The organism is Streptomyces sp. NA04227 (assembly GCF_013364195.1).
GTDB lineage: Bacteria > Actinomycetota > Actinomycetes > Streptomycetales > Streptomycetaceae > Streptomyces.
This window is the reverse complement of record NZ_CP054918.1, coordinates 2,965,583-2,981,365: the sequence shown is the minus strand read 5'-3', so window position 1 is coordinate 2,981,365 and position 15,783 is coordinate 2,965,583. Positions and strand designations below refer to the sequence as shown.

The window sequence follows — 15,783 nt, the reverse complement described above, 5'->3', positions numbered from 1 at the left end:
GGACCCCCAAATTCTGCTTATGCTCCGGGGATGCTGGACTCGCGGCACCTCGCCACCTTCGACCAAGTCGTCCGGACCGGTTCGTACTCGGCGGCCGCGCGGGCCCTGGGATACACCCAGCCCGCGGTCACCCAGCAGATGAAGGCGCTGGAGAGGGAGATCGGCATACCGCTGTTCGCCCGGGCCGGGCGCGGGCTGAAGCTGACCGAGGCGGGGGAGGCGCTGGCCCGGCACGCCGAGGTGATTCTCGGTGATCTCACCGCCGCACAGCAGCAGTTGGACGCGCTGGCCAAGCTGCGCTCCGGCCGGGTGCGGGTCTGCGCGTTCCCCAGCGCCAACGCCACCGTCGTCCCCGAAGCGGTCTCCCTGCTGCTCGCCGAGAACCCCGGCGTCCGGCTGGAGCTCCTGGAGGACGAGCCGCCCGCCTCGGTACAGCGGGTGGTGAGCGGAGAGTGCGACATCGCGCTGGCGTTCAGCTATCCGGGACTGCACGCCGAGATCCCCGCCCAGGTGGTCGAAGTACCGCTGATGGAGGACCTGTTGACGGTCGTCCTGCCGGTCGGGCATCCGCTGGCCAGGCGGCGCGCGGTGCGTCTTGCCGACCTGTCCGGCGAGCGGTGGATCGCGGGCTGCCCGCGCTGCCGGGCCAACTTCCTGCATGTGTGCGCGGAACAGGGCTTCACCCCCGACGTCGTCTTCACCACCGACGACAACCTCGCGGTGCAGAGCCTGGTCGCGGTGGGCGCGGGCGTTGCCCTGATGCCCGCGCTCGTGCTCTCCTTCCTCTGCCACGACAAGGTGACCGGCCGCGTGGTGGTGCCGCACACCCGCCGCAAGGTGTCCGCGTACGTACTCCGCGACCACCTGCGGATACCGGCCGTCAAGGTGGTCCTCGACGCGCTCGGCAAGGCGGCCGCCGCACGCACCTCCGGCTGCTGACCCTGCTGCTGGCCGACCGCTGACCGGCTGTTGGCCAGCTGCTGATCCGGTCGTCGCCGCGGCCGCCGATCCATAAGCTCCGCTTGGCGGGGGGCGAAGAAATCGTCGTTGGACGGCGCGGGCGGGCGGGGCCGATGTTGGCAGCATGTCCCGTCCCAGTGCGCCCGAGACCGTCGTACCCCGGACCACCCCACTGCTCGCCGAACTGGTCGCCGAGATTCGCGAGGTGGTCCAGCGGGGTCTGCCGCCCGAGCCGACCGCGCATCTGGCCGCCGAACGGCTGGCCCCGTCGCTCGGCAGGCCCGACCTGCTCACGACCGAACAGTGCGCGGGCGATGCGGACCGCTACCGGCAGCACCTGCTGCACGCCGAACCCGACGGCAGCTTCTCGCTCGTCGCCCTGGTGTGGCTGCCCGGCCAGCGGACCGAGATCCACGACCACGTCTCCTGGTGCGTCACCGGAGTCCACCAGGGCCAGGAACACGAACGCCGCTACCGCCTCATGACCGACGGCCGCACCGCCCGCCTGGTCCGCGCCGAGGACGTACGCAACCCGCCCGGTGCCCTGGCCGCCTTCGCCCCGCCCGGAGACATCCACCAGGTGAGCAACTCCGGTACGACGAAGGCCATTTCCCTGCACATCTACGGCGCCGACATATCCCGTCTCGGCAGCAGCGTCCGCCGGATCTACTTGCCGCCGGAGGGGGACGGGGACGTGGGCGGGGACGTGTGAGGCTCCGGCCGCCCAGTCGCCCTCAACTCCCTTGATTCCGCGCCTGCTTACCCACTGCTCCCGGCAGTTCCTGGTACTTCCGGCACTCCCCGCACTTCCCGCACTTCCCGCACTTCCTGTGCGCAACGCCCGCACCGCACCACACCACACCCCGCGCCCGCACTCGGACAAGGACGGCCTTCGTGAACCACACTGGTACTCCCCGGAACATCGCCGTGGTGGGTGCGGGAGCGGCGGGAACGTTGACGGCCATGCGCCTGCTGCATCATGCGGCGGCCGCCGCCGGTCCGTTCAACTCCCCTACGGGAAACGGTGATTCGGCCTCGGGGGATCGCGCCGGACTACGGGTGTATCTCATCGATCCGGGTACGCACACCGGACGCGGGCTGGCCTTCGGTACGGACGTGCCGGGCCATCTGCTCAACGTACGGGCCTCGGGCATGAGCGCCCACCGGGACGACCCGGAGCACTTCGTGCGCTGGCTCGACGGCCGGGCGAAGGGCGAGGACTTCGTCCCGCGGGCCCTGTTCGGGCAGTACCTCGCCGACTGTCTCGACGCCGCGTGCGAGCGCGCCGGGGCGGGGACAGGGGCGGCGACGGGGGCCGGTCGGCTGGAGCGCGTCCATGACCGCGTCGTCGGCGTGAGCCCGTATCCGGCCCCGGACCCGAAGCCGTATCCGGCCCCGGACCCGCAGTCGTATCCGGCCCCGGACCCGCAGCCGTATCCGGCCCCGGACCCGCACCCGGACACGTATGGCGCCCCGCTCACCCTCACGCTGCGGTCAGGGCGCCGCCTCGCCGTCGACGCCGTGGTGCTCGCCCTCGGCAACCTGCCGCCGGACCTGTCCTGGGCGCCGCCCGCCCTGCGCGAGTCCCCGCAGTTCGTCGCCGACCCGTGGGCGCCCGGCGCGCTCGACGCGGTGCCGGAGGAGGAGGACGTACTCCTGGTCGGTACCGGCCTGACCATGGTGGACGTGGCACTCACCCTGCGGCGGCCCGGCCGGGTGGTGCACGCCGTGTCCCGGCGCGGACTGGTGCCCCAGCCGCACGTGACCGCCCCGTACGCCGTGCCGGACACCCCACGCCTGGACGCCGGGGCCGGTCTGGCCGCCCTGCGCCGGGCGGTACTGCGGCACTTCGCCCACTGCCGCCGCCAGTACGGGGACTGGCGGGCGGCGATGGACAGCCTGCGCCCGGTCACCAGCACGCTGTGGCAGCAACTGTCGGCCGCCGACCGGGCCCGTTTCCTCGCCGGGGACCTCCGGCTGTGGGAGGCGCACCGCCACCGCATTCCGCCGGTCAGCGCGCAGGCGCTCGGCGACGCGCTGGAGCGGGGGCTTGTCCGGCTCCATCAAGGGTCGGTCGAGGAGGCGCGGGCCGTCGGGAACGCGCTGGAGGATGTGCTGGAACTGACGCTGGAGGGAGGGGTCGGTGCCGGTGTCGGTGCCGCCATCGGTTCTGGCTCGGGCTCGGGCTCTGGTGCCGGTGTCGGCTTGGGCTCCGGTTCCAGTGCCGGTGTCGGAAGCGGCGGGAGGCGGCCCGTCCGTACGACGGTGCGGGTCGGCGCGGTGGTCAACTGCACCGGTTGTCCCACCGATCTGACCCGCACCGACGACCCCCTCGTCGCGGGTCTGCTCGCGGATGGTCTCGCCGTGCCCGCGCCTGTCGGCGGCGGCTTCGACACGACGGCCACCGGTCGTCTCAGGCCCGCGCCCGGCCAGGCCCCGGCGCCGCTGTGGACGCTCGGCTCGCTGCGCCGGGGCAACCTCCTCGAAACGACCGCGATCCCCGAAATCCGTTGCCAGGCCGACGACTTGGCCCAGGCCCTTCTGAACCCCGCCGCTCTCGTACTGAGCCCGTCCGTGTAGGGCGCGCCGACGAGCGGCGCCCGGCTCACGCCGCGGCGTAGTCGGCGAGCGAAGGCTCCAGGAGGCCGAAGGCGCTGTCCGCCTCCGCGAGGACAGCGGCGGAGATCTCGGCGTTCTCCCGGCCGGCGAGGGTGAGTTCCTGGATGCGCTGGAACAGGGTGCGGTGCACGGCGCCGAGCAGAGCGGCGGCGGTGCGCGGGGTGATGTCGCCGCGGGGTGCGCCGGTGGCGTCCGCCAAGGCGTCCGCCAGGGCGGCTTCCCGCAGGTCGTGCAGGTCGCGCAGCCGGGCGGAGAGGGTGGGGCTGTCGGCGATCATGCGGGCGAAGTCGGGGCCGGAGAACCCGGCGACCGGGTCGGCGTCCGCGGCCGCGTCGGCGAAGGCGCGGCGCAGGGCCGACAGGGCCGACTCACCGGCCGGGCGACCGGTCACCGTACCGGCCAGGGAGGCGGCGAAGGCGTCCTGGTGGTCCAGGGCCAGATCCTCCTTGCGCGCGAAGTAGTTGGTCACCGTCTTCTTCGCCACCCGCGCGGCGGCGGCGATCTCGGCGATGGTGGTCCGCTCGAAACCCTGGGCGAGGAACAGGATGGTGGCGACGTCGGAGATGAGCTGCCGGGTCTCCTGCTTCTTGGATTCCCGCAGGCCGGTAGGGGGTGCGGACGAGATGCCGTCAGTAGTCATGGAGCAATCTTACCCTCGTAGCATTTTTATGTTGACACCCTCAGGGGGTCGAGTCTAAGTTTACGTCCGTCGCAAAATTCCCACGGAGCGAAGAACGGATGTTGCCCATGCTCGAACCCCGCCCCGTCGTCCTTCGGATCGCACCCATCAAGATCGGCCCGGCCCTGACCGAGGGCGACAACCGCGCCCCGGCTCCACTGCGCGGCAATCAGCGCCCCGCCCGCGCTCTGTCCGCACCCGCCCGACGGGTCCCGCCGAGCGCCCGCAACCTGCCGCGCCGCTCCGGCTACTGACCCGCGCTCGCCCGGCGCACCCGTACCTCCGCCTTACGGCGACCCCTGAGGAGAAGCACCTTGCAGATCACCCAGTCCACCGTCTCGCTCACCGTCGACGACGTCGCCGCGTCCCAGCGGTTCTTCACCGCCCACCTCGGCTACGTCGAGCAGGCCGCCGCCGAGGGATTCGCCTCCCTGTCGCGCGACGACGCGGCGATGGACATCGTCCTGCTCGCACGTGGCACGGAAGTGCTGCCCGCCGACCAGCGTGACCGGCACGCCTCCGGCCTGATCCTCGCCTTCACCGCCACCGGCATCGAGCACGAGGAGAAGCGGCTGCGCGCCGAGGGCGTCGAGATCACCATGCCGCTGCGCGAGGAGCCCTGGGGCGAGCGCCTCTTCCAGGTCACCGACCCCAACGGCGTGATCGTCCAGTTCGTCGAGTGGGTCACCCCGCCCGGCCCCGAGAATGCTTGACGGCGAGAACGCCTGAAGGTGAGAGCGCCTGAAGATGCGAACGCCTGAAGGTGAGAACGTCTGAGGGTGAGAACGCCTGACGGCGAGAACGTCCGACAGTCCACCGACGGTTTGGGGAAGCCCTCTTGACCCACGTATCCATCGAAGAGCACGAGGTGGCCGACAGCGCGGCCGGACCCTACGCCCTCACTACGGGGCCGGACGGCGCGCTGTGGTTCACCCTCGTCCACAGCGGCCGGATCGGTCGGCTCGTCCCCGGTGAGGAGCCGACGAGTCACCGGCTCGACCCCGCCTGCGGGCCGACCGTCATCACGCCAGGCCCCGACGGTGCGCTGTGGTTCACCGAGTACCGGGCGGACCAGATCGGGCGGATCACCACCGAGGGCGTGATCGACGAATTCGGCCTGCCCACGTCCGGCTGCGGACCGTTCGGCATCGCGACGGGGCCCGACGGTGCGCTGTGGTTCACCGAGACCGCCGCCGACCGCATCGGCCGCATCACCGTCGACGGTGACCTCACCGAGTTCCCGCTCCCCGTCACAGGAGCGTTCCCGTCGGCGATCACCGCCGGTGAGGACGGCGGGATGTGGTTCACCCTCAACCAGTTGAACGCCATCGGGCGGATCGGCATGGACGGTGCGGTCGCCCTCCACCCGCTGCCGACACAGGCGGCGGCGCCGGTCGGGATCGCCGCGGGCCGCGACGGAGCGCTGTGGTTCGTCGAGATCGCCGCCGGGCAGATCGGACGGATCACTCCCGACGGGCAGATCACCGAGTTCCCGCTGCCCGACCGCACCGCCCGACCGCACGCCGTCACCGTCGACGGTGACGGCACCGCATGGTTCACCGAATGGGGAGGCAACCGCGTCGGCTCGCTCACCCCCGACGGCTCCCTGACCGTCCACGACCTGCCCACCCCACACTCCGAGCCGCACGGCATCGCTCTCGGTCCCGACGGCGCCCTGTGGACGGCACTGGAGATCGGCGCGCTCGCCCGCATCGCCCCAGTGGGCGGCGCCCCGGCGGGCAGCGCCCCCTGACCGAGCTGCCCCTCGCAAGGAAGGAATGCGAAGGCTGGATCGGCAGCCTCGCCGCGGCCGGGAAGCCGGTCGGCGGCGGGGCCCTGGAGGTCGAGCCCCGGAAGCGGTAGGTCTCTGTTCACTGGACGTTCGCTCGCGGTACGACCGGCCGGGCCGCCGGTCGCGTATCAATAGGTCACGTATACGTAACTGGTCTGGACCCGGATGGGGAGGGTTTCGGACCGGAACCGGTCGTCGACCGCACTGCCCCGAGCGAGGAGCGTTCCCATGGCCCGCGACGTGTTGCCCGCCGTGCGTCCTGAACGGGCCGCCGGGGAAAGGGAGTTGGCCCCTTGCTTGCGGGAGGTACTGGCTGTCCCGGTACGGCCGGGGCGGCTGGAGGACGTCGCGCATGTGGTGATCCTGGTGCGGGAGGGGCGGCGGGGCGCGCGGGAGAGCGCGGGGGCGGCGTTCCGGCGTGCGCTGGCCTCGGTCTTCACGGTCTGCGAGGCGTACTACGAGCCGGTGGCGGGCGCCGACGAGGACCGCTCGGAGCGCCCGGGCCAAGGTGCCCTCGGTGGCTGGGCGGCGTACGCCGAGCGGCTGGCGAAGGCCGGGGTCGGCCTGCGGACGTACCGGTCGTCGTCCGTGCGGGACTTCGTGGCGGATGCGGCGGCCGGACGGCTGCCGCAGGTGTCCTGGGTCGTGGTGTCTGCCGAGCCGGGTGGAGCCGCCGCTCGCGACGAGGCTGCTGCCGTGCCCGTCTCGCCGGTCACGCTGGGCACGCCGGTCACCCAGGTCTCCCCGGTTACGCAGGACATGCCGGTTGAGGGCGTGGGGCGTGAAGTGGCCCTGGAGCAGGCCGTGTTGGCGGCGCTCGTCGCTCGCCCCGAGGTATGGGCCAGGTCGGTGCTCTTCCTTACCGGTGACGAGTACGGCGATGAGTACGGCCACGGGGGCGGGCGTGACGGGTACGACGCCTGCGACACCTTTGGTGAAGGAGGCCTCTTCGGCGACCGCGCGGCGCCGCCCGTGCCGGTGCCGCCGTTGGCCGACGGGCGCGGCAAGAGCACGGTCTCTACGGACGGTGAGACGCGGGAGTCGGGGCCGTTTCCGGTGGGGCTCGGAAGCCGGGTGCCGTTGATCGTCGCCTCGCCGTGGACGCGCGGCGGCGTCGTCGACTCGGCCGTCCTCGACCACACCTCGGTCATCCGCTTCCTGGAACGGCGCTTCGGCGTCCGCGAGCCCGGCATCAGCGCCTGGCGCCGTGAGGTCAGCGGCGACCTGCTGTCCGTATTCGACTTCGCGGGGGAGTTCGGGGAGTACGGGGAGTGCGGAGGGGTGGGAGGGGGCGGGGAGTTCGCGGGGCTGTCCGGCGGGGAGGCTGACCCGGCCCGGTCGGGTGTCCCGGCTCCCTTGGCTGCCCTGCTTCCTCGACAGACCGCCGCCGCGCGCCCGCTGCCCTACGCCCTGTCCCTGCAATCCCGTCTCCGTGAAGGGAAGTTGGAGCTGTCGCTGCGCAACGACGGCAGTCAGGGCGCGGTGGTCCAGGTCCGCCCCGAGCCCGGCGCCCGGCCCTACCACTACACCGTGGGTGCCCGCGCGACCCTGACCGACGCCTTGCCGCTCGGCCCTCAGGGATTCGACCTGTGGGCCCGCGGTCCGGCCGGTGCGCGGTGGCAACTCCGGGGCCGCGACAGCATGTTGGAGGCCTCGCTCCAGATGGTGGAGCGCGCGGACCCGGAGGGGCCGTTCACCCCGGGCGAGGCCGAGCGCGAGCTGCGGGTGCGGCTGGCGAACCGGGGGCGCCGGGCGCGTACGTTCGTCGTCGGCGATCCGGCGTACGGCGGTGGCGTACGGGAAGTCCGGGTGGCCGCCCACACGACGCGCGTGGTGCTGCTGCCGGTGCCGGAGCACGGCTGGTACGACGTGGCGGTGACGGTCGCCGACGAGCCGTACTTTCTGCGCCGGTCGGCGGGGCGGGTGCCCGGGGGCGGCCTGGGGGTCACGGATCCGGCGCGGGGGCTGCCGCAGGTGTTGAGGGTGACGGCGGGTCTCGGGTCTGTCCTCGGCGCCGATCTCGAAGGGGATGGCGGGGCCGAGCAGGGGCCGACCTCGGTGATGCCGGGGCGGCCCGTACGTCTGGAGGCGAGCCTGTCCGCCATCGACCCAATCGCCTTACTGGGGTGCGGAGTTGTGGCCCCGGACGGCTGGCGGGTGCGTGAGCTCGCCGGGCCGGGGGAGGCCCTGGGCGCGCGTACCACCACGACACTCGCGTGGGAGGTGACCGCGCCCGACGCGGCGGCCGGAGCGGGCCCGTACCGGCTGAGGGTGCTGTGCGTGGGCAGTGCCGGGGAGCGCCTGGTTCTCGGCGAGGCGGCGGTGACGGTGCGCGTCGGCGCGGGGTAGGTGCGACGTAGGCCGTCGGGCGGCGCCGTCTCGGCGCCCGATTGGCGGCGGAATTGGCCCGGGCATGTAATGGAGTTGGGGACACACGCGAGGGAGAGATACTCATGCCTCCGGTTGATGCCCCGGACGGGCCGCGGTTCGCTCTGCGTGGCCGGATCGTCACGATGGACGGTACCGACACGGTGCTCGACGACGGCGTTCTCTACGTGAACCGCGGGATCGTCGACGACGTACTGCCCGCCGACGCGCCGCCGCCGGAGGGCTACGCCGATGTGCCGCCCGTGCCGACGGACGGCACGCTCTATCCCGGCCTGATCGAGCTGCACAACCATCTGCCCTACGACGTACTGCAGTTGTGGCAGGTGCCCCGCCGCTTCGACAACCGGTCCCAGTGGGGCGGCAGTTCGAACCCCGAGTACCGCCGCCTGGTGACGGGGCCCATGCAAGTCCTGGGCGAGGACCCGGAGTCCATGCCCGCCATCGTGCGCTACGTCGAGGCCAAGGCCCTGATCAACGGCACCACGACAAGCCAGGGAGTCGCCCTCTTCAGCAACGCCGGATCCCGCCGTATGTACCGCGGCACCGTCCGCAACGTCGAAGCCACCGACGATCCTGCGCTGCCCGAGGCCAGGACCCGTATCGCCGACATCGAGGCGGCGGACGCCGCCAGGTTCCTGGCCCGGCTCCAGCAGCCGCACCGCCTTCTGCTGCACCTCGCGGAAGGTACCGACACCCGTGCGCGGGCCCACTTCCGGGCGCTGGAGTTCGAGCCCGGCCGCTGGGCGATCACGGAGAACCTCATCGGTATCCACTGCACGCCCCTGACCGCCGAGGACTTCGCGATCATGGCCGAGCACGGCGGCTCCATGGTGTGGTCGCCGCTGTCGAACCTGCTGCTCTACGGCAGGACGGCCGACGTCGCGGCGGCGAAGGCGGCGGGACTGCTCATCGGCCTGGGCTCCGACTGGTCGGTCTCGGGGAGCAAGGGACTGCTCGGCGAACTGAAAGCCGCCCGGCTCGCGTCGGCCGCGAGCGGCGCGGTCTTCTCCGACCGCGAACTGGTCGCCATGGCCACCCGGAACGCCGCACGGATGCTGCGCTGGCAGGACGCGCTGGGGACCCTTTCCCCCGGCAAGCTCGCCGATCTGGTGGTCATCCGGGGACGGGACGACGACCCGTACACGACCTTGATCGGTGCCCGCGATCCGGACATCTCCCTCGTCGTCGTCAACGGCGCTGCCCGGTACGGCACTTCGGCGCTCATGGAGCGGCTCACCGCCGACCCGGCGTTGCTGGAACGCCTGCCCGCCGACGCGCTGGGAGACCGGTCCCTCCAGCTGCACCACTCCGCCACGGATCCCGTCGTCGGAGACCTCACGCTCACCGAAGCCACCGACCAGCTCACCCGCGCGCTCGCGGACATACCCCTTCTCGCCACACGCATGGCCGAGTTGCGGCTCGGCCGACGGGTCGAGAAGGTGCCGACGTGGCGGCTCGCCCTCGACGAGATCACGCCCAGCGGAAGTGAACTGCGCCCCCGGCTGCCCCTCCCGGGCACCCACGGCCGCGTTCCCAGCGGTCCCGTGATCGACGGGTTGTTCGACGACGGGCCGTTCGGCGACGGGCCGTTCGTCAGGGGTCCCCTCGCCCGCGACCTCGTCGATGGCGCCCGCAACCTCGTCGGTGGAGAGGGCCCCGCCGATGGGGAGAGCCCCGAGGGCCCCGGTCTGCGTGCGCTCGTGCTCGACGCGCTGACGGCGAGCACCGACCGCCGCTTCCTGGACGCGCTCGAAGCCGAGGCCAACCTGCCCGCATCCTTCGGCGCCGATCTCCGCGCACTCCTCGCCACCGCGTGAACTCCCCGCCGCCCGACGGGCGTTGCCGGACGAGTGGGGCGGCGAGTGGGCGGCGGGTGGTTCAGGCGGGTGGTTCAGTGGGTGACGTCCGTAGACCCTTCGAGCGCCTTCGTGAGCAGGTGCCCCTCACCGTTCAGGGTCAGATGGGCATGCATCGGAACGTTGGGCCGACGCTTCACGCTCGTCCCGATTCTCCAGCGCCAGTGCACAAGGCCCTGGGAGTTGGCCTGCTGCGGGCCAAGGCCGTTGGCCGCGCTGACGCGCCCGCTCGGGTAGACGATCTTCAGGTGGCACTGGGCATTGGGGTTCGTGCGGGCGAGTACGTGGCAGTGTCCACCGATCCACGCCGTGCCGATGGCGGCCCTGTCCAGCACGAGGATCTTCAGCTTCTCGCAGATGGTGGGCACCGAGTTCGCCCAGATACGGGTCTCCGCGTCCGTCGCGACGCCCGCGAAGAGCACCCCGACGGCCGAGAAGGTCTCCCGGTCCAGCCAGATCGACCCCGAATCTCCCGGGCCGCCGAACACCGCGCTCGACGGCATGTGTTCGTTGTCGCGGACGAGCGAGAACTCCACCCCGTTGGTGCCGTCGATGATGCCGCTCGTGACGCCGGTCCTCAGTCCGGACTTGAGCACCTTGAGACCGACGACGGGCCGTTTGGTGCCGAACGCGGGCAGCGGCAGGTCGGCCAGCGCGGTCGAAACGTTCCGGCCCTGGGGGCCGTCCTCGTTGATCGTGCAGACCGCGGCGTCCAGACCGCTGTCATGGCGCAGGAGACGGCCGAGGGCACTGTTCGTCGAGTCCGGACCGGGCGGCCTCAGGTCGGGCTGAATGATCGAGTCTCCCGGGACGGGCGGCGAAATGGCCATGACGTGCAGAGCGGACAGTGCCAGCGGCCGCAGTGTGTCCTGGTCGAACACGACCGAGCCCAGGGTTCCGGGACCGGTCGTCCTGACATTCCCCATGTTGATGCCGCCGAGTACCGGGTCCCGCCGGCCGTTGCGGAAATCCGCGAAGAGTTCGGGGTCGCTCTCGATGACATCGACCGGAACTCCGTCGAGCTCCTCGGGCAGCCGTTCCGCGCGGGTGAGTTCGGAGTCCGCCAGCTTGCGGTAGACGTGCACCCGGATCGCGAGGTGGCCGGAAGGGCGCTTCTCCTTGAACGCGAAACCGACGTCGACATCGCGCACATTCGGGTACGCCATCAGGCGCTTTCTGTGCCGACGCATCTGTTTGAGCAGCTGGTCCTGTTCCTCAAGTGTGATCTCGCGCATGACGCGCTCACCCTCCTTCGCGCCGCGTCGGCAGGGTTCGGCGCCGTGACAGCGACGGCGCGGCCGCGTGCCGCGCGGCTGGTTCGGGTGCGACGGTTCGTGGTCGGACAAACCGCCCCTACCACCATTCTCTGCCAACCGCGACCGCTCGGCACCCGGGGGAGACGGCCTTCGGTACGCGTCGGCGGGACGTCCTTCCGGAGTCGTAACTGCGGCTGCCCCAAGGGGACTTGGTCCTGGCGAAGGGGAGCCGGAAGTGCGGCGGGCCGAGCTGCGAGGCAGCGGCCGTACATGGACGGGATCGATCCCTCTGCGTGGCGGTGCGACTACCCTCGCGTTCCTGACTTCTCTACCGTGGTCTCGTGGTCGTGAGTCCGTCGGGCAGGGCAAGGGGGAGACAGGTCATGGAAGCCGAACTGGCAGCGCTGGCGGCGTCCGCGGCGACGAGTGTCGTGTCCGTCATGGTGACGGAGACCTGGACACAGGTACGCGGGCGGCTGGTGCGCTTTCTGAACCGGGGCGGCGACGAGCGGGAGCAGGAGGCCCTGGAGGGCGAAGTCCAGCTCGACCAGGAGGAGTTGACCGCTGCTCACGCGTCGGGTGACGAGCAGGCGGCGGCCGACGTGGAGGCGGGCTGGCGGACCCGGATGCGGCGCGCGCTCCTGGCCGATCCCGCCGCTGCCGAGGAACTCCGGGCGATTTTGCGGGAGTTGGACCAGGCGCAGCCGCCTCGTCCGTCCGTCGTCGTGAACAACACCGTCAGCGGGGGCACTTACCACGCTCCGGTAGTGATGGCGCAGAACGTCTCGGGTGGGATCCACCAGCACGGTGGCGCGGCCCCCTCTGGCCCCACCGGCCCGGGCCGGGCCCCGGAGGACCTGGGGTGACGCACCGGAACGGAGTCCCGGAGCCCGAGTCCGCCGACGGAGGGCCCCGCCCCGAGGTCGTGCGGAACCACATGTCCGGGACTGTGTACGGGCCGAGTGTGCAGGCCCAGAACGTCCACGGCGGTGTCCACCACTACGTGCAGCACCTCCCGCAGGAGTCGTACGTCCCGCCGGACCAGGTGCCCCCGCTGACCGTGACCCCGATCGACCGCGAGGGCGAACTCGGCGCACTCACCGCGGTGTTGACCGGTGAGGGCGGCGCACACGACCGGCCCGTCCGGACCACCGTGCTCACCGGGCTGCCGGGACTGGGCAAGACCACCCTCGCGGTGCGCTGCGCGGAGAGCCTGCGCGAACGCTTCCCGGACGGGCAGATCTTCATCGACTACGCCGAGCAGCGCGACGAGGTGGGCGGGGACGTGTCGTCGGCGCTCGGCAGCGCGCTGCGTGCCTTGCAGGTCCAGGAGTCCTTCCTGCCCGCGAGTCTCGCCGAACGCGCCAAGCTGTTCCGCTCGCGCACCGCGGGCAAGCGCCTCCTTGTCGTACTCGACGACGTCGACGAGCCCGCCCAGGTCACCGGCCTGATTCCGAAGGGTCCGGGCAGCGCGGTCCTGGCGACCAGCACATCGAGGCTGGGCGAGCTGGAACTCGACGGCGCCCTGTTACTTCCCCTGGGCCCTCTCGACCCGGCCAGCGCGCTGGTGATGCTGGCGGACCGGTGCTCCCCGGAAGCTGTCGCGGCGGAGCCCGAGGCCGCCCGGCGGCTCGTCGCACTCTGCGACGGGCTGCCGAAAGCGCTCCAGGTCGTCGGGGCGCGGCTGCGTACGCGCCGAGGGCGTCTGACCATGAGCCGCCTCGCCGACGAACTCGCGGACGAGACACAGCGGTTGAGCGGGATGAATCTGCGCGGGAGGCATTCGGTGGACGCGGCACTGGAACTGGCGTATCGCGGCCTGCCGCCCGAGGTGGCCGAGCTGTACCGCACCCTGGGCCGGATTCCCGGCCTCTCCTTCGACAGTGCCACCGCCGCCGCTGCGGCAGGCACCGATCCGTCGACCGTCGAGCCGCTGCTCGACGACCTCGTGGAGGCCAGTCTCCTCGACGAACTCCCGGACGGGCGCCTCCGGTTCCACAGCCTGGTGCGGCTGCACGCCCGTACGCGTGCCAATGCCGACGAACCGGCCACCCACCGGCACACCGTGATCGCCCGAGTGGCCCGGCACTACCTGATCCTCACCGCGCTCGCCGACCGCGCGATGCGCCGCGACCGGTTGCGTATCGCCGAGTTGGACCCGCTCCTGGCTGAGGTCGTGGACCCCTTCGCCGCCGACGGCGGCCCGGAGCCGCTCGACTGGCTGGACGCCGAACGCCCCAACATCCTGGCCCTGTTGAGGGATGCCGCACGGGAGGGCCTGCACACGGAGGTCTGGCAGACGGCCGAGGCGTTCACCGTCCTCTTCCTCAACCGCCGCTATCTGGCGGACTGGAAGGAGTCCCTCGAACTGGGCATCGCGGCGGCCTCGGTCTGCGCGGCGAGCGCCGCCGAAGCCCGCCTGCGCAGCCTGCTGTCCCGGCCCCTGATGGACCTCGCCCAGTACGAAAGGGCGCGTACGGAACTCGACAGGGCCGAAGAACTGGCCGAGCAGGCCGGGCACTTGGTGCTCGCCGCCTCGGTACAGGAATTCTCCGGACGACACTGGGACCGCGTCGACCCCGCCCGCGCGAAGGAGGCGTACCGGCGCTCGGCCGAACTCAACGCCCGTGCGGGCGAGTTGCGTGGCGTAGCCCTCGCCACCTACTTCCTCGGCTGCGCCCAGGACGCGGCGGGCGAGCACACCGAGGCCCTCGCCACCCTCACCGAGGCCCATCGCGACCTGCTGGCCATGGACGACCGCCGCATGGCGGCCCGTGCACAGGCCGCGCTCGGCGCCGTGCACCAGCACCTCGGCGACACCGCCACGGCGACCAGCACGCTGACCGAGGCGGCCCGGGAACTCCGGGCGGTCGGCGCGGACCACTACGAGGCGGACATCCGCGTACGGCTTGCCGACCTCGCCGACCTCGCCGAACTTGCCGACCTCGCCGAACTTGCCGAACCCGGAGGGCCGCGGGGCGGGCCGGGCGAGCGCGCTCGCGCGCACCTGCTGCGGGCCCTGGAGATCTACCGGGCGGGCGGCAGTCCACAGGCGGAGGTCATCGAGGCACGCCTGGCGTCGGGTGGGGCGGTCTCGGGAGACCGCTGAGGGACACGCCGGCCAGGGCCCGTCTCCCTGAAGTGACAGGCCGGGTTTCAGGTGGGCCCGGAACGTACGACCGGCCTCCGGCTGGTGCCGGAGGCCGGTCCGCTGCGGGATCGTCCCGCGGGCGCGGTGGGCGTCAGCTCGAGGCGATGAGGTTCAGCATCGCCTCTTCGACCTGGTCGGCGGTGTTGCGGTGGCCGAGGGCGTTGGGGTGGACGAAGGACAGCTGGTCGGGGAGGGTGACGAAGCCTTCGACCCACTTGGCGTCGTCGCAGACGCTGTGGTTCCGGGAGGAGGTGCTGAGGTCGACGAAGCCGGCGGTCTCCTGCGTGCCGGCCGACTTCTCGATGGCCTTGTTGAGGGGCTCCAGGACGTCGGTGCGCAGCCAGGCCAGGTCGCCCTGGGCGATCGTGCCGAACTGCGTCAGGTCGCCGTAGGAACACTTGGCGGTGTCCTCGGGGACGATCGTGGGGTAGCCGACGGCCAGGATCTTCGCCTTCGGCGCGCGCTCGTGGAGCGCGGCGAGCATGCGGTCGTACTCCTTGCTCACCTTGTCCAGCCGGGTCTGGATATCGGAGCCCAGGGCGTCCTTGCACGGGGTTCCCTTGCCGCCGCTCTCGCCGCCCAGTTCCGTGCACTTGAGGAGGATGTCGGCGAAGCCGAGGGTGTTTCCGCCCGTGCCGACGGTGATGACGTCCGTGTCGGGCCCCACCGCCTCGGACTGTGAGGGAACCGCGGGGAAGGGGTAGTCCGGGTCCTCGGAGAGGGGCGGCAGGTTACGGCCGCTCGGGTTCTGGGGGGCGTCGGTGATGTTCTCGACGGTGGCGGCGCCGCAGCTGACGTTGGTCAGGTCGAAGAGGCCGCCGAGGTCGCGGTCGATGACCTGGGGATAGGACCGGTCGGTGCGCTCACAGCCGTCGCGCGGGATTTCGAAGATGTCGCCTGCGGCGCGGGTGACTCCGGCGGTGTAGGAGTCGCCCAGGGCGACCCATTGGTAATCCGCGGCAGCGGCGGGCTGGGCGCCGGAGAACTGGACGGCGGTGAGGGCTGCGGCCGAGCCGAGCAGGGCGAGACGGGTACGGAAGCGGGCCACGACATCTCCAGGGTGGGGGTGACGATTTCACCGA

Annotated in this window: 13 protein-coding genes; 10 read left to right on the top strand and 3 right to left on the bottom strand. The window is 71.8% G+C overall.

Going from position 1 to position 15,783, the window contains the following annotated elements; all coding sequences use genetic code 11:
• The first annotated feature begins 30 nt into the window (after nt 1-30).
• From HUT18_RS12695 to HUT18_RS12685, 3 genes are all read left to right on the top strand, one after another.
• The gene (locus tag HUT18_RS12695) at nt 31-939 is read left to right on the top strand and encodes a LysR family transcriptional regulator (RefSeq protein ID WP_176100511.1); all 909 of its coding nucleotides are present in this window, start codon (nt 31-33) and stop codon (nt 937-939) included.
• Nucleotides 940-1,084: 145 nt separating this feature from the next.
• Complete coding sequence (locus tag HUT18_RS12690; RefSeq protein WP_176100509.1) at nt 1,085-1,672, top strand: cysteine dioxygenase family protein; 588 nt, start codon at nt 1,085-1,087, stop codon at nt 1,670-1,672.
• A gap of 182 nt (nt 1,673-1,854) precedes the next feature.
• The gene (locus HUT18_RS12685) at nt 1,855-3,540 is read left to right on the top strand and encodes an FAD/NAD(P)-binding protein (protein ID WP_254878562.1); all 1,686 of its coding nucleotides are present in this window, start codon (nt 1,855-1,857) and stop codon (nt 3,538-3,540) included.
• Nucleotides 3,541-3,565: 25 nt separating this feature from the next.
• Here the strand turns inward: HUT18_RS12685 and HUT18_RS12680 are convergent, their stop codons facing one another.
• Nucleotides 3,566-4,219 carry a TetR/AcrR family transcriptional regulator gene (locus HUT18_RS12680; RefSeq protein WP_176100507.1) on the bottom strand — a complete coding sequence of 218 codons (654 nt, stop codon included), beginning with the start codon at nt 4,217-4,219 and terminating at the stop codon, nt 3,566-3,568.
• Nucleotides 4,220-4,326: 107 nt separating this feature from the next.
• Here HUT18_RS12680 and HUT18_RS12675 point away from each other — a divergent pair, with 107 nt between their 5' ends.
• The 5 genes from HUT18_RS12675 (at nt 4,327) to HUT18_RS12655 (ending at nt 10,255) form a co-directional block, all read left to right on the top strand.
• Nucleotides 4,327-4,512: a hypothetical protein gene (locus tag HUT18_RS12675; protein ID WP_254878561.1), complete on the top strand. Its 186-nt coding sequence runs from the start codon at nt 4,327-4,329 to the stop codon at nt 4,510-4,512.
• A 60-nt stretch (nt 4,513-4,572) separates the two neighbouring features.
• Entirely contained in the window at nt 4,573-4,971 is a 399-nt protein-coding gene (locus HUT18_RS12670; RefSeq protein ID WP_176100503.1) for a VOC family protein, read from the top strand.
• Nucleotides 4,972-5,096: 125 nt separating this feature from the next.
• Nucleotides 5,097-6,011 (top strand): virginiamycin B lyase, encoded by a 915-nt coding sequence (locus tag HUT18_RS12665; protein WP_176100501.1) that lies wholly within the window; start codon nt 5,097-5,099, stop codon nt 6,009-6,011.
• 336 nt (nt 6,012-6,347) lie between these two features.
• Entirely contained in the window at nt 6,348-8,399 is a 2,052-nt protein-coding gene (locus tag HUT18_RS12660; RefSeq protein ID WP_217710481.1) for an alkaline phosphatase family protein, read from the top strand.
• A gap of 104 nt (nt 8,400-8,503) precedes the next feature.
• Entirely contained in the window at nt 8,504-10,255 is a 1,752-nt protein-coding gene (locus tag HUT18_RS12655; protein WP_254878560.1) for an amidohydrolase family protein, read from the top strand.
• A gap of 74 nt (nt 10,256-10,329) precedes the next feature.
• Here the strand turns inward: HUT18_RS12655 and HUT18_RS12650 are convergent, their stop codons facing one another.
• Nucleotides 10,330-11,529: a hypothetical protein gene (locus HUT18_RS12650; RefSeq protein ID WP_176100497.1), complete on the bottom strand. Its 1,200-nt coding sequence runs from the start codon at nt 11,527-11,529 to the stop codon at nt 10,330-10,332.
• 404 nt (nt 11,530-11,933) lie between these two features.
• Here HUT18_RS12650 and HUT18_RS12645 point away from each other — a divergent pair, with 404 nt between their 5' ends.
• Entirely contained in the window at nt 11,934-12,416 is a 483-nt protein-coding gene (locus HUT18_RS12645) for a hypothetical protein (protein ID WP_176100495.1), read from the top strand.
• A 71-nt stretch (nt 12,417-12,487) separates the two neighbouring features.
• A complete protein-coding gene (locus tag HUT18_RS12640; protein WP_176100493.1) occupies nt 12,488-14,659 on the top strand; it encodes an NB-ARC domain-containing protein in 2,172 nt (723 codons plus the stop codon).
• A 133-nt stretch (nt 14,660-14,792) separates the two neighbouring features.
• Here the strand turns inward: HUT18_RS12640 and HUT18_RS12635 are convergent, their stop codons facing one another.
• On the bottom strand, nt 14,793-15,749 hold the full coding sequence (locus tag HUT18_RS12635; protein WP_176100492.1) for an SGNH/GDSL hydrolase family protein: 957 nt from the start codon (nt 15,747-15,749) through the stop codon (nt 14,793-14,795).
• Between the last annotated feature and the right edge of the window lie 34 nt (nt 15,750-15,783).

What these genes read in the sequence shown, in the direction of transcription:
- HUT18_RS12640 (WP_176100493.1), top strand. Translation starts at nt 12,488, where the DNA reads ATGTCCGGGACTGTGTACGGGCCGAGTGTGCAGGCCCAGAACGTCCAC.
- HUT18_RS12650 (WP_176100497.1), bottom strand. Translation starts at nt 11,529, where the DNA reads ATGCGCGAGATCACACTTGAGGAACAGGACCAGCTGCTCAAACAGATG.
- HUT18_RS12695 (WP_176100511.1), top strand. Translation starts at nt 31, where the DNA reads ATGCTGGACTCGCGGCACCTCGCCACCTTCGACCAAGTCGTCCGGACC.
- HUT18_RS12645 (WP_176100495.1), top strand. Translation starts at nt 11,934, where the DNA reads ATGGAAGCCGAACTGGCAGCGCTGGCGGCGTCCGCGGCGACGAGTGTC.
- HUT18_RS12655 (WP_254878560.1), top strand. Translation starts at nt 8,504, where the DNA reads ATGCCTCCGGTTGATGCCCCGGACGGGCCGCGGTTCGCTCTGCGTGGC.
- HUT18_RS12675 (WP_254878561.1), top strand. Translation starts at nt 4,327, where the DNA reads ATGCTCGAACCCCGCCCCGTCGTCCTTCGGATCGCACCCATCAAGATC.
- HUT18_RS12680 (WP_176100507.1), bottom strand. Translation starts at nt 4,219, where the DNA reads ATGACTACTGACGGCATCTCGTCCGCACCCCCTACCGGCCTGCGGGAA.
- HUT18_RS12690 (WP_176100509.1), top strand. Translation starts at nt 1,085, where the DNA reads ATGTCCCGTCCCAGTGCGCCCGAGACCGTCGTACCCCGGACCACCCCA.